Here is a 13,415-nt window from a genome sequence, read left to right on the forward strand (position 1 = left end):
AGGGGAAAAGGCCCGAGAGCCACCGCCTCACCCGTCGTGGCGATCCAATGCAGGAGGAGAGAAATAGTGTCGAATTCCCCGTACGACCGCGGTCTGGACAAGTGCGCAGCCAACTACGTGCCCCTGTCCCCGCTGTCATTCATCGAGCGTACCGCCCAGATCTACCCCAACCGGCTCGCCGTGGTGCACGGCAGCCGGCGCTTCACCTGGGGCGAAACCTACGCCCGTTGCCGCCGCCTGGCCAGCGCCCTCGCCCGCAAGGGTGTCGGCCGGGGCGACACGGTGGCGGTGATGCTGCCCAACGTGCCGGCCATGGTGGAGGCCCACTTCGGCGTGCCGATGACCGGCGCCGTGCTCAACACCCTGAACACCCGCCTGGACCCGGAAGCCATCGCCTTCATGCTCACCCACGGTGAAGCCAAGGTCCTGATCACCGATCCGGAGTTCGCTACCACCATCGAGGCGGCCCTGGCGCTGCTGGAAGGCCCCAGGCCCCTGGTGATCGACGCCCTGGATGCCGAGTATCCGGGCACCACCCGCCTGGGGGAGATCGAATACGAGGATTTCCTCGCCGACGCCAGCCCCGACTACGCCTGGACGCTGCCCGCCGACGAGTGGGACCCGATCGCCCTCAACTACACCTCGGGCACTACCGGCAACCCGAAGGGCGTGGTCTTCCACCACCGCGGCGCCTACCTCAACTCGGCCTCCAACATCATCAGCTGGGGCATGCCGCAGCACGCCGTGTACCTGTGGACGCTGCCGCTGTTCCACTGCAACGGCTGGTGCTTCGCCTGGACCCTGGCCGCCAACGCCGGCGTCAACGTGTGCCTGCGCAAGGTGGATGTGGCGCTGATCTACGAGCTGATCCGCGAGCACAAGGTCACCCACTTCTGTGGCGCACCCATCGTCCATGGCATGCTCATCAACGCGCCCGAAGGCCTGCGCGCCGGGATCGGGCACAAGGTGTCGGCCCTGATCGCCGGCGCTGCGCCCCCGGCCGCGATCATCGAGGGCATGGAGCGCATCGGCTTCGACATCACCCATGTGTATGGTCTGACCGAAACCTACGGCCCGGCCTCGGTGTGCGCCAAGCACCCGGAGTGGGATGAACTGCCGATCGCCCAGCGCGCCGAGCGCAACGGGCGCCAGGGCGTGCGCTACCACATGCAGGAAGCCATCACCGTGCTCGACCCGGAGACCATGGAGCCGGTGCCTGCCGACGGCGAGACCATGGGCGAGATCATGTTCCGCGGCAACCTGGTGATGAAGGGCTACCTCAAGAACGAGAAGGCCACTGAGGAAGCCTTCGCCGGCGGCTGGTTCCACACGGGCGACCTGGCCGTGCTGCACCCGGACGGCTATGTGAAGATCAAGGACCGCTCGAAGGACGTGATCATCTCCGGCGGCGAGAACATCTCCTCCCTCGAGGTCGAGGAAGTGCTCTACCGTCACCCGGCCGTGCTGACCGCCGCGGTGGTCGCCAAGCCCGACGAGAAATGGGGCGAGGTGCCGGCCGCCTACATCGAGATCAAGGAAGACGCCCAGGTGAGCGCCGACGACATCGTCGCCCACTGCCGCGAGCACCTGGCCCGCTACAAGGTGCCCAAGCACGTGGAATTCTGCGTGCTGCCCAAGACTTCCACCGGCAAGATCCAGAAGTTCGTCCTGCGTCAACAGGCCAAATCCAGCTCGGCCATCGAATAAATCCAACGGAGACAAGCAGCCATGAAGATTCTCGTTCCCATCAAACGGGTCGTCGATTACAACGTCAAGATCCGCGTCAAGGCCGACCAGAGCGGCGTCGAGCTGGCCAACGTCAAGATGGCCATGAACCCCTTCGACGAGATCGCCGTTGAAGAAGCCGTGCGCCTGAAGGAAGCCGGCAAGGCCACCGAAGTGGTCGCCGTCTCGGCGGGTGTCGCCCAGTGCCAGGAAACCCTGCGCACCGCGATGGCCATCGGCGCCGACCGGGGCATCCTGGTCGAATCCGACGTGGACCTGCAGCCGCTGGCCGTGGCCAAGCTGCTCAAGGTGCTGGTCGACAAGGAGCAGCCCCAGCTCGTCATCCTTGGCAAGCAGGCCATCGACGACGACTCCAACCAGACCGGCCAGATGCTGGCCGCGCTGCTGGGCTGGCCCCAGGCCACCTTCGCCTCCAAGGTCGAACTGGCCGGCGACAAGGTGCAGGTCACCCGCGAGATCGACGGCGGCCTCGAAACCCTGGCCCTGCCGCTGCCGGCGGTGATCACCACCGACCTGCGCCTCAACGAGCCGCGCTACGCCACGCTGCCCAACATCATGAAGGCCAAGAAGAAACCCCTCGAGACCGTCAAGCCGGCCGACCTGGGCGTGGACGTGAGCCCCCGCCTCAGCACGCTCAAGGTGGTCGAGCCCGCCGCCCGCAGCGCCGGCATCAAGGTGGCCGACGTGGCCCAGCTGGTGGACAAGCTCAAGAACGAAGCCAAGGCCCTCTGAACGCCTGAAGGACACGGAGACAAACACATGCCCATTCTCGTCATCGCCGAACACGACAACCTCAGCCTCAAGGCTGCCACCCTCAACGCCGTCACTGCCGCAGCCCGGCTGGGGACCGACATCGAAGTGCTGGTGGCCGGTGCCGGCTGCAGCGCCGCTGCCGAAGCCGCCGCCCAGGTGGCGGGCGTAACCAAGGTGAAGGTGGCCGATGCCGCCGCCTACGCCGAACAGAGCGCCGAAAACGTGGCCGCCCTGCTGGTGGAGGTGGTCAAGGCCGGCGGCTACAGCCACGTTCTGGCCCCGGCCACCAGCCACGGCAAGAACGTACTCCCCCGCGTGGCCGCCCTCCTCGACGTGGCCCAGATTTCCGACATCGTCGCCATCGAGTCCGCCGACACCTTCGTGCGTCCGATCTACGCCGGCAACGCCCTGGCCACGGTCAAATCATCCGATCCGATCAGGGTCATCACCGTGCGCACCACGGCCTTCGACGCGGCAGCCGTAACGGGTGGTTCAGCCAGCATCGAGCCCCTGGCCGCCGGTGCCGAGCTGGGCTTGTCCAAATTGGTCGGCCGCGAACTCACCAAATCAGCCCGTCCCGAACTGGGCGCCGCCAAGATCATCGTGTCCGGCGGTCGTGGCCTGGGCAGTGGCGACAGCTACAAGGCGGTCCTCGAGCCCCTCGCCGACAAGCTCGGCGCTGCCATGGGCGCCTCCCGGGCCGCCGTGGATGCGGGCTACGTGCCCAACGACTACCAGGTAGGCCAGACCGGCAAGATCGTCGCCCCCCAGCTGTACCTCGCCATCGGCATCTCCGGTGCCATCCAGCATCTGGCCGGCATGAAAGACTCCAAGGTGATCGTCGCGATCAACAAGGATCCGGAAGCCCCGATCTTCCAGGTGGCCGATTACGGACTGGTGGCCGACCTGTTTGAAGCCGTGCCCCAACTGGTGTCCGCCCTTTAAGCGCTGTATGGTGGCCGGATGAGTCCGGCCCTACAGCCTACCTGACCCCGTCATTTAACGAATTCGCAAGGAACCACCATGAGCACCTATGTCGCCCCCGTAAAGGACATGCTGTTTGCCATGAACGAACTGGCCGGCCTGCAGGAGATCGTCGGCCTGCCCGGCAACGAGGAAGTCGCCTCTGACCTGGTCGAGGCCATTCTCGATGAAGCAGGCAAGTTTGCCTCCGAAGTCGTCGACCCCCTCAACAAGGTGGGCGACAAGCAGGGCAACAAGTGGAACAACGGCGTGGTCACCACCGCCGACGGCTTCAAGGAAGCCTACGCATCCTTCTGTGAAACCGGCTGGAACGGCATGCCCGCCTCCACCGAGTTTGGCGGCCAGGGCCTGCCGGTAACGGTGTCCACCGCCGTACTGGAAATGTGGAAATCGGCCAGCATCTCGTTCTCCCTGTGCCAGATGCTCACGCTGGGCGCGGTCGAGGCCATCGCCCACCATGGCTCCGACGAGCTCAAGGCCACCTACCTGCCGAACATGGTGTCCGGCAAGTGGACCGGCACCATGAACCTGACCGAGCCCCAGGCCGGCTCCGACCTGGCCGCCATCCGCAGCAAGGCCGAGCCCCGCGGCGATGGCACTTACGCCATCAGCGGCACCAAGATCTTCATTACCTGGGGCGAACACGACATGGCCGAGAACATCGTCCACCTCGTGCTGGCCCGCCTGCCGGACGCGCCCCCGGGCGTGAAGGGCATCTCCCTGTTCATCGCGCCCAAGTTCCTGGTCAATGCCGACGGCAGCCTGGGCGAGCGCAATGACCTGATCTGTGCCTCCATCGAACACAAGATGGGCATCCACGGCAGCGCCACCGCCGTCATGTCCTTCGGCGACAAGGGCGGCGCCATCGGCTACCTGGTGGGCGAGCCGAACCGCGGCCTCGAGTACATGTTCACGATGATGAACCACGCCCGCCTGAACGTCGGCCTGGAAGGCGTCGGCGTGTCCGAGCGCAGCTACCAGCACGCCCTCTACTACGCTCGTGAGCGGATCCAGGGCAAGATCGTCGGCGACAAGAGCGGCGAGAAGAAGCCGATCCTGCATCACCCCGATGTGCGCCGCATGCTGATGGACATGAAGTCCCGCACCGAAGCCGGCCGCGCCATCGCCTACTACGTGGCGGGCTGCATGGACCGGGCCAAGAGCCACCCGGACGCCGACGTACGCGCTGCCAACCAGCGCCGCCTCGAGCTGCTGACCCCGGTGGTCAAGGGCTGGTGCACCGAAAATGCCCAGGGCATCACCTGGAACGGCGTGCAGGTGCACGGCGGCATGGGCTTCATCGAGGAAACCGGCGCCGCCCAGTACATGCGCGATGCACGCATCATCACCATCTACGAAGGCACCACCGCGATCCAGGCCAACGACCTGATCGGCCGCAAGACCGCCCGGGAAGGCGGCACCAGCATGCAGCAGCTGCTCGCCGACATCGCCGAGACCCGCAGCGCCCTGACCGCGGCCAACGATCCGGCCCTGCAACTTCTGGCAGATGCCCTCGGCAGCGGCATCGCCGCCCTGGATGAAGCCACCCACTGGCTGCTCGCCAACTACGAGGCCCATCCTCAGGCCGCCCATGCCGGCTCGGTCCCCTTCCTCAAGCTTACCGGCATCGTGGTCGGCGGCTGGCTGATGGCCCGTTCCGCCCAGATCGCGGCAGGTCGTCTGAACGACGCCGATGGGGACTTCTACAAGGCCAAGATGGCAACCGCAGCCTACTTCGCCCAGCACGTGATTCCCGAAGCCAACAGCTACCGGGACGCCATCGTGAACGGCGCCGAAGCCGTGCTGGCCCTGGAAGAAGCCCTGTTCTGACCCGCCCTGTTGGGGCCGGACCACTCCGGCCCCAACCCCCAGACACCCCTCGCCGGGCGGGTCATCCGCCCGCGCCCCTCTCCGGAGACAGACCGCATGACCCGTGAAGCGATGGAATACGACGTGGTGATCGTTGGCGCCGGCCCCTCCGGGCTGAGTGCAGCGATCCGCCTGAAACAGCTGGCCGAAAAAGCCGGTGCGGAGCTTTCGGTGTGCGTCGTGGAGAAAGGCTCCGAAGTGGGCGCCCATATCCTGTCCGGAGCGGTCATCGAACCCCGCGCGCTGGCAGAGCTGTTTCCCGACTGGAAGGAACGTGGCGCCCCGCTGAACACCCCGGTGACGGAGGACCGCTTCCTCTTCCTCACCACCGACAAGGCTTACAAGCTGCCCACCCCGCCCCAGATGCACAACGACGGCAACTACATCGTCAGCCTGGGCAACGTGGTGCGCTGGCTGGGCGAGCAGGCCGAGGCCCTCGGCGTCGAGATCTACCCGGGCTTTGCCGCCTCCGAAGTTCTGTACCACCAAGAGGGCGAGCTGCGTGGCTCGGTAAAGGGCATCGCCACCGGTGACATGGGCGTCGAGAAGAACGGCGAACCCGGTCCCAACTACCAACCGGGCATCGAGCTCCACGCGCGCCAGACGGTCTTCTCGGAAGGCTGCCGTGGCTCCCTCACCAAGGGTTTGTTCACCCGCTTCAATCTGCGCGAGGGCGTGGACCCGCAAACCTACGGCATCGGCATCAAGGAGCTGTGGGAGGTGCGCCCCGAGGTGCATCAGCAGGGCCTCACCATGCACACCGTGGGCTGGCCCGTATCTACCGACGTGTATGGCGGCTCCTTCCTGTACCACCTGGAAAACAACCAGGTGGCCGTGGGCTTCGTGGTCGGGCTGGACTATTCCAACCCGCATCTGTCGCCCTACGAGGAATTCCAGCGCTTCAAGACCCACCCGGAGATCCGCACGTTCTTCGAAGGCGGCCGGCGCATCTCCTACGGCGCCCGCGCCCTCAATGAAGGCGGCTTCCAGTCGGTGCCCAGGCTCACCTTCCCGGGCGGTCTGCTGATCGGCGACACCGCGGGCTTCCTCAACGTGCCCAAGGTCAAGGGCACCCACATGGCCATGAAGTCGGGCATCGAGGCCGCCGAGGCCCTGTTCGCCCACCTCACGGTTGATGGCCAGACCGGCCATGAATGCATCGGCTATCCCGAACGCCTCAAGCAAAGCTGGCTGTGGGACGAGCTGTACCAGGTGCGCAACATCCGCCCGAGCTTCCGCTGGGGCCTCCTGGGCGGCATCGCCTACAGCGCCATCGACACCTACCTGCTGAAGGGCCGGGCCCCGTGGACCCTGCATCACCACGCCGACCACACCCAGCTCAAGAAGGCCTCGGAGTGCGCGCCCATCGTTTACCCGAAGCCCGACGGCAAGATCAGCTTCGACCGCCTGTCGTCGGTGTTCATCTCGGCCACCAATCACGCCGAGGAGCAGCCCTGCCATCTGCGCCTGAAGGATGCGTCGGTCCCCATCAGCACCAACCTGGCCCTCTACAACGCCCCGGAAACCCGCTACTGCCCGGCCGGCGTGTATGAAATCGTCGAGGACCCGAGCGGTCCGCGCATGCAGATCAACGCCCAGAACTGCCTGCACTGCAAGACCTGCGACATCAAGGACCCGACCCAGAACATCGACTGGGCCGTGCCGGAAGGCGGCGGTGGGCCCAACTACCCGAACATGTGATCGCTGGCGGCCACCGAGAGCACCTCAAGGTGCCGGAGATGGCAGCCAGTAATCTGTGTAATCCAGGACCAGAGGGAGAACAGCATCTACCTCAGGCCTACAAACATAAAAAATCCAAGAGACCTTTCAAGTCACCTTTCCAGGAGGAACCATGTCAGCGGAGATTTACAAGAAAGTGCGGGCCAACCCCCGCTTCGCCGAGCTGGAGGGCAAGCGCAGCCGCTTTGCCTACCTGCTCACGGCCATCGTTATGGTCACCTACTACGGCATGATGATGCTCGTCGCCTTTGCCCCGGACGTGCTGCGCACGCCCATCTCGGAAGGCGGCATGCTCACCATCGGCGTTCCCATCGGCGCCACCATCATCATCGGCTCATGGCTGCTCACCGGCTGGTTCGTCAGCCGTTCCAACGGCGAGTTTGACCAGATCAACAACGAGATCATCCGGGAGGCCTCCAAGTGACCCACCGCAAGCACCTCCTCGGCGCAGCACTGCTGGCCCTGGCCAGCGCGGGCGCCTTTGCCGCCGACGCCGTCGGCGTGGCCCAGAAGCAGCCCCTCAACATGACCGCCATCGGCATGTTCTTCGTGTTCGTGGTGGCCACCATGGGCATCACCTACTGGGCGGCCAGCCGCACCAAGTCCACCGCCGACTTCTACACCGCCGGTGGTGGCATCACCGGCTTCCAGAACGGCCTCGCCATTGCCGGTGACTACATGTCCGCAGCCACCCTTCTGGGCCTGTCGGCGATGACCTTCTCGAAGGGGCTGGACGGCTTCATCTACGCCATCGGCTTCTTCGTCGGCTGGCCGGTGATCCTGTTCCTGATGGCGGAGCGCCTGCGCAACCTGGGTAAATTCACCTTTGCCGACATCGCCTCCTACCGCCTCGACCAGGGCACCATCCGGACCTTTGCCGCCTTCGGCTCGCTGACGGTGGTGTGCTTCTACCTGATCGTGCAGATGGTGGGTGCCGGCCAGCTGATCAAGCTGCTGTTCGGCCTCGACTACGCCACCGCGGTGGTGGTGGTGGGCATCCTGATGGTGATCTACGTGACCTTCGGCGGCATGATCGCCACCACCTGGGTGCAGATCATCAAGGCCTGCCTGATGCTCTTCGGCGGCACCGTGCTGCTCTTCCTGTCGATGAGCGAGTTTGGCTTCAGCCTGGAAACCGTCGCCAAGAAAGCCGTGGAAGTGCACAAGGACGGCATCAAGATCATGGGCCCGGGCTCGCTGATGGCTGATCCGGTCACTGCCGTGTCCCTGTCCCTGGGTCTGGTGTTCGGCACCGCCGGCCTGCCCCACATCATGATGCGCTTCTTTACCGTGCCGAACGCCAAGGAGGCCCGCAAGAGCGTGTTCGTGGCCAGCGGCTGCATCGGCTACTTCTTCATGGTCGTGTGTGCCCTGGGCCTGATCGCGATCACCATCGTCGGCACCAACCCCGACTTCTATGAAGGCGGCAACACCGCCGGCAAGATGATCGGTGGCGGCAACATGCCGGTGATGCACCTGTCCAAGGCCGTGGGCGGCAACCTGTTCCTCGGCTTCATGTCCGCCGTGGCCTTCGCCACCATCCTCGCAGTGGTGTCCGGGCTGGCCCTGGCGGGTGCCTCCGCCATCGCCCACGACATCTACGCCCGGGTGATCTGCAAGGGAACGGCCAGCGAAACCCAGGAAATGCGCGTCTCCAAGATCGCCACCATCGGCCTCGGCGTTGTTGCAGTGCTGCTGGGCATCCTGTTCGAGAAGCAGAACATCGCCTTCCTCGTCGGCCTGACCTTCGGCATCGCCGCCTCCACCAACTTCCCGATCCTGATCCTGTCCATGTACTGGAAAGGTCTGACCACCCGCGGCGCCCTGCTGGGCGGCCTGGCTGGCCTGATCTCGGCGGTGACCTTCGTGGTGCTGTCCAAGGCCGTGTGGGTGGTGGTGCTGGGCAATGCCGAAGCGATCTTCCCCTACGAGCAACCCGCCCTGTTCTCGATGCCCCTGGCTTTCTTCTTCACCTGGCTGTTCTCGGTCACCGACTCGAGCGCGCGGGCCAAGATCGACAAGGCCGGCTTCGACGACCAGTACGTGCGTTCCCAGACCGGCATCGGCGCAGCCAGCGCCAGCGCCCACTAAGAACAGGAACACAAGGTTTTTCTTCCTCCCCCTCGAGGAATTTCCGGGCGCCTGCGGGCGCCCGTTTTTTTCACTGGCAACCCGCCAGCCGGAGAGGATCGTACCGATGAAGGTGCGGTGTGAATCGCGGGATGCCCAACGCATCTGGCCGGGCCCTTCCCCCGTCACCCGGCGTGCAGGCAAAGCCTGCCCACACACTTGCCTTGCCAACGCACAAAGGGACTTGCACCCGCAGGAGTGGGCCCATGCTGGGCGTAAACGTAAAAAAGCCCGGATAACCGGGCTTTTCTTTATCTGCCGGTGGGCTGCACCGGCGATACGACCGCGGAGGCTCAGGCCACCGGGTTGATGTTGGCGGCCTGCAGGCCCTTCGGGCCGGTGACCACGTCGAAGGTCACGCGCTGGCCTTCGGTCAGGGTCTTGAAACCCTTGCCCTGGATGGCGGAGAAGTGAGCGAACAGGTCGTCACCGCCAGCTTCCGGGGTGATGAAACCGAAACCTTTGGAGTCATTGAACCACTTAACGGTACCGTTTGCCATGTTGAATATCCTTTTATAAAAAAATTGCAGGGACATGCCCCGAGGGTAGGGCGAAGCTCAAGATGGCGGGGTGATGAGGACCAGACGACCGCGTTAAGCGCGTACAGAACCAACAACAACAACACTACTACTTGAAGATCGCGGAGACATACTGTGCACTGTATCCGGGCTTAAGGCAAACATTATTTGCGCAAAATGCAAAAAATCCGGGGGCCAGTGCGGCAATCCACCACATTCACTGCCGGGAGACTCCGCGCTACAGTATTTTCAGGCGTACAGACGCCCCCGACTCCGCTGCGCCCTCCCCGCCTGTCGGCCCCCGTGCCCCGGCTTCGGGGATAATTGCCCGATGCCCCTGCAGACACACTCCCACGCCTCCCTTTCCCGCTCGGCCGACACGCTGCGTCGCCTGCTGGCCCTGCGCGGATGGTCCGTGGCCGGGATGAGCCTGGTGATCCTGGCGGTGCCCTGGCTACTGGACATTCCTCTTCCCGCATTGCCTTTGCTGCAGGTTGTTGCGGGCCTGGTCATCATCCATCTGCTGTCCCTGGCACGCCTGCGCCACCCTGCAAAAGTTCGCCAGGCCGAGCTGTTCCTGCACCTGACCATTGATCTGGGCGCCTGGAGCGTCTTCCTCTATTACACGGGCGGAGCCACCAACCCTCTGATTTCACTGCTGCTACCCCTGGTGGCGATTGGTGCCGCCAGCCTGAGCGCCCCCTACGCCTGGGCCCTGGCGGGGCTCGCGGTGGCGGCCTACTCAATCCTCTGGGATTTCAACGAGCAGCTGGACATCTACGATTCGGGCCTGGCCGTCCATTGGCACCTGGCAGGCATGTGGCTGACCTTCGCGCTCTCCGCTGCGGTGATCGTCTGGTACGTGGTGCGCATGACCGCCACGATCCGCCGCCGGGATCAGGCCCTGGCGGAAGCCCGGGAAGCCCGCCTGCGCAACGAACGGATCGTTGCCCTGGGTAACCTGGCAGCAGGAGCAGCCCACGAGCTGGGAACGCCCCTGGGTACCATGGCCATCCTCGCTGGCGAACTGGCCCGCAACCCGACCCTGGACCCGGACACCCGGGCCGACGCCGAGCTGCTGGGAGAGCAGATCACCCACTGCAAGGCGATCCTGGGCAACCTGACCCTGCGGGCAGGCAGCCTGCGGGCCGAAGGAGGGGAGATCCTGGCTGCCGAAGCCTGGCTGCGCGGCATCATCGAACGCTGGCGCAGCCTGCGGCCCCACGTGCCCCTGTCCGTACGCTGGGACTGCGGCACACCAGAGCCCGAACTGGTGGCCGATGCCACCCTGGAACAGGCCATCCACAACCTGATCAACAACGCCGCCGACGCCAGTCCCGACGGGGTCGAATGCGAAGTCCGTGTCAGCGCGGGAGAAATTCAGGTCCGGGTACTGGACCGGGGCCCAGGCATGCCGGCCGATTTCCGGCCTCCCACCGAACGCTTTCCCCCCGATGGCGCCCGGGACGGACTCGGCATCGGTCTCTTGCTGGCCTATGGTGCAGTGGAGCGCTGCGGGGGCCTGATCCACTTCGACCGCCGGCCCGGCGGTGGCACCATCGTCACCCTTACCCTTCCCCTCGCCCGCCTCCATCCATGATCTCTCCGGACGCTCCTCACATCCTCGTCATCGACGACGACCCTGCCTTCAACCGGGTGCTGACCCGCGCCCTGAGCCAACGCGGCTTTACCGTGTTCGGCGCCCAGGACCCGGAAGCCGCCCTCAGCCTGGCCCGCCTCCATGAACCCGAATACGTGGTGCTGGACCTCAACATCGGCGGCAGCTCGGGACTGCGCATGATTGAACCCCTGCTGGCGGCCAATCCGGACTGCCGGATCCTGGTCCTCACCGGATATGCAAGCATCGCCACCACCGTGGATGCCATCAAGCTCGGGGCGACCCAGTATCTGGCCAAACCCGCCGATGTGGATGCGATCCTGAAGGCCCTGAATGCCACCGAGGTGGTGATCGCCGATCAAGTCTCCGCCGGTCCGATGTCGGTGGACCGGCTGGAATGGGAGCACATTCAGCGCGTGCTCGCCGAAAACGAGGGAAACATCTCCGCCACCGCCCGAGCGCTTAAAATGCACCGTCGTACACTTCAACGGAAACTGGCCAAACGGCCGGCAAAGGAATGAAACCCACGGAAAACCCTGATGCACGCGTCCGCCTCGACAAATGGCTCTGGGCTGCCCGCTTCTTCAAGCACCGCACCCAGGCCACCGAGGCCGTGGACGGGGGCAAGATCCAGCTCAACGAAATACGGGTCAAGCCGGCCCGTGACGTCAAGATGGGCGACCGAATCGACATCCAGATCGGCGACAACCGCTTCTGCGTGATCGTCAAAGGCATCGCTGACAAGCGGGGCAGCGCCACCATCGCCCAGGCCCTCTACGAAGAAACCCCGGACAGCATTGCCGCCCGGGAAGCCCAGCGGGAGCAACGCCGCCTGGCGGCCCCGCCCGGCGCCGACCTCCACGGCCGGCCCACAAAACGGGACCGACGCCAGATGGGGCGCTTCAGCGGCGACTTCTGAACCCGTCGGATGCAAACACGCGCGGGATCGGGCGCCTGCTGTGCGTCACCCCTGGCCAGGAGCCGGGAAACGCAAGCAGGCACAGGCCCGCCACCCTACAACCCCAGGGCCAGGGCTACGGGCAAGAAGGCCAGAGCAGCCACATTGCCGATCAGTACCATGGACGCCACCTTTTCCGGCTCCTGACCGTAACGCTCGGCAAAGATGTAATTGAGCACCGCCGGGGGCAGGGCACCGAACACCAGCAACAAGGCCCTCTCCCGCTCCGGCAGGGGAACAAGCTGCATCACCACCACCGCCAGCACCATGCCGATGACCGGCCGGGCTACCGCTCCGACCACCCCCAGGCGGATCTCGGAAATCCGGGACTCCGTCAGGCGTACCCCCAGCGCAAACAGCATCAAGGGAATGGAAATGTCTCCGAGCATCTTGATCGCGACCATCGCTGGTGGCCAGATCTCGACACCAGCAACCCCCACCACCAGACCCGCCAGGGTGGCCAGCACGGAAGGTACCCTCCAGACGCTGGCGAGACGGATATGGTGATCCAGCAGCCAGGCACCGTAGGAAAAATGCAGCAGGTTGGAGACCATGAACATCACCACCGCCGGAGCCAGCGCATCGTCGCCAAAGGCCAGCACGGCCAGGGGAAGCCCCAGGTTGCCGCAGTTGTTGAACATGATCGGCGGCATGAAGGTCCTGGGCTGGTACCCCAATGCCCTGGCCCCCCACCAGCCAGCCACGCCGGAGCCGATCACCACAGCCAGGGTGGCCCCCAGCAGGGGCAGGAACTCGGTGATGTGGAAGGATTTGTTGGCCAGCGCGCCAAAGACCAGGGCCGGCACGAATACATCCATGTTCAGCTTGTTGGCATGGGACAGGTCCGGCCTGGCCCGCCTCCCCACCAGGAAACCGATCGCCGTGATGGCAAACAGGGGAAAGAGGATGGAGATGATGCGCAGGAGCATGGGGCGGTGAGGGGTGAGGGGTGAGGGGTGAGGGGTGAGGGGTAAGGGGTGAGGGGTGAGGGGTGAGGGGTGAGGGCATTTGAAACCAGGCGTGTTCAAAAAGGAAGAGGGCCGCTACGCGGCCCCCCTCACCTCTTCCATCTCACTGCGTGTTACAGCACATACCTTGC

At 65.1% G+C, this 13,415-nt stretch carries 12 protein-coding genes; 10 read left to right on the forward strand and 2 right to left on the reverse strand.

Annotation, left to right across the window (positions count from 1 at the left end; translation table 11 throughout):
• The first annotated feature begins 66 nt into the window (after positions 1-66).
• The 7 genes from PHD22_RS07725 (at position 67) to PHD22_RS07755 (ending at position 9,183) form a co-directional block, all read left to right on the forward strand.
• On the forward strand, positions 67-1,707 hold the full coding sequence (locus PHD22_RS07725) for an acyl-CoA synthetase (RefSeq protein ID WP_299864628.1): 1,641 nt from the start codon (positions 67-69) through the stop codon (positions 1,705-1,707).
• Positions 1,708-1,728: 21 nt separating this feature from the next.
• Positions 1,729-2,478 (forward strand): electron transfer flavoprotein subunit beta/FixA family protein, encoded by a 750-nt coding sequence (locus PHD22_RS07730; protein WP_299864631.1) that lies wholly within the window; start codon positions 1,729-1,731, stop codon positions 2,476-2,478.
• Between the two features lie 27 nt (positions 2,479-2,505).
• Complete coding sequence (locus PHD22_RS07735; protein ID WP_299864634.1) at positions 2,506-3,444, forward strand: FAD-binding protein; 939 nt, start codon at positions 2,506-2,508, stop codon at positions 3,442-3,444.
• Positions 3,445-3,522: 78 nt separating this feature from the next.
• A complete protein-coding gene (locus tag PHD22_RS07740; RefSeq protein ID WP_299864637.1) occupies positions 3,523-5,313 on the forward strand; it encodes an acyl-CoA dehydrogenase C-terminal domain-containing protein in 1,791 nt (596 codons plus the stop codon).
• A gap of 96 nt (positions 5,314-5,409) precedes the next feature.
• Positions 5,410-7,053, forward strand: coding sequence for an electron transfer flavoprotein-ubiquinone oxidoreductase (locus tag PHD22_RS07745; protein ID WP_299864640.1), 1,644 nt, complete (start codon positions 5,410-5,412; stop codon positions 7,051-7,053).
• Positions 7,054-7,204: 151 nt separating this feature from the next.
• Positions 7,205-7,516 (forward strand): DUF485 domain-containing protein, encoded by a 312-nt coding sequence (locus PHD22_RS07750; RefSeq protein ID WP_299864643.1) that lies wholly within the window; start codon positions 7,205-7,207, stop codon positions 7,514-7,516.
• The gene (locus PHD22_RS07755) at positions 7,513-9,183 is read left to right on the forward strand and encodes a cation acetate symporter (protein ID WP_299864646.1); all 1,671 of its coding nucleotides are present in this window, start codon (positions 7,513-7,515) and stop codon (positions 9,181-9,183) included. Before PHD22_RS07750 ends, PHD22_RS07755 begins: the two co-directional genes overlap by 4 nt.
• Positions 9,184-9,515: 332 nt before the next feature.
• On the opposite strand, the gene PHD22_RS07760 is transcribed toward PHD22_RS07755, so the two are convergent.
• Entirely contained in the window at positions 9,516-9,722 is a 207-nt protein-coding gene (locus PHD22_RS07760) for a cold-shock protein (RefSeq protein ID WP_299864649.1), read from the reverse strand.
• 349 nt (positions 9,723-10,071) lie between these two features.
• Here PHD22_RS07760 and PHD22_RS07765 point away from each other — a divergent pair, with 349 nt between their 5' ends.
• From PHD22_RS07765 to PHD22_RS07775, 3 genes are read left to right on the forward strand one after another with little or no spacing between them, the layout of a single operon-like run.
• Positions 10,072-11,340, forward strand: coding sequence for an ATP-binding protein (locus PHD22_RS07765; protein ID WP_299864652.1), 1,269 nt, complete (start codon positions 10,072-10,074; stop codon positions 11,338-11,340).
• Positions 11,337-11,879 carry a response regulator transcription factor gene (locus PHD22_RS07770; protein WP_299864655.1) on the forward strand — a complete coding sequence of 181 codons (543 nt, stop codon included), beginning with the start codon at positions 11,337-11,339 and terminating at the stop codon, positions 11,877-11,879. The genes PHD22_RS07765 and PHD22_RS07770 overlap by 4 nt, the downstream gene beginning before the upstream one ends.
• A complete protein-coding gene (locus PHD22_RS07775; RefSeq protein WP_299864657.1) occupies positions 11,876-12,277 on the forward strand; it encodes an RNA-binding S4 domain-containing protein in 402 nt (133 codons plus the stop codon). Before PHD22_RS07770 ends, PHD22_RS07775 begins: the two co-directional genes overlap by 4 nt.
• 95 nt (positions 12,278-12,372) lie before the next feature.
• Here the strand turns inward: PHD22_RS07775 and PHD22_RS07780 are convergent, their stop codons facing one another.
• A complete protein-coding gene (locus tag PHD22_RS07780; RefSeq protein WP_299864660.1) occupies positions 12,373-13,245 on the reverse strand; it encodes an AEC family transporter in 873 nt (290 codons plus the stop codon).
• Between the last annotated feature and the right edge of the window lie 170 nt (positions 13,246-13,415).

Source organism: Zoogloea sp. (genome assembly GCF_028693495.1).
GTDB lineage: Bacteria > Pseudomonadota > Gammaproteobacteria > Burkholderiales > Rhodocyclaceae > Zoogloea.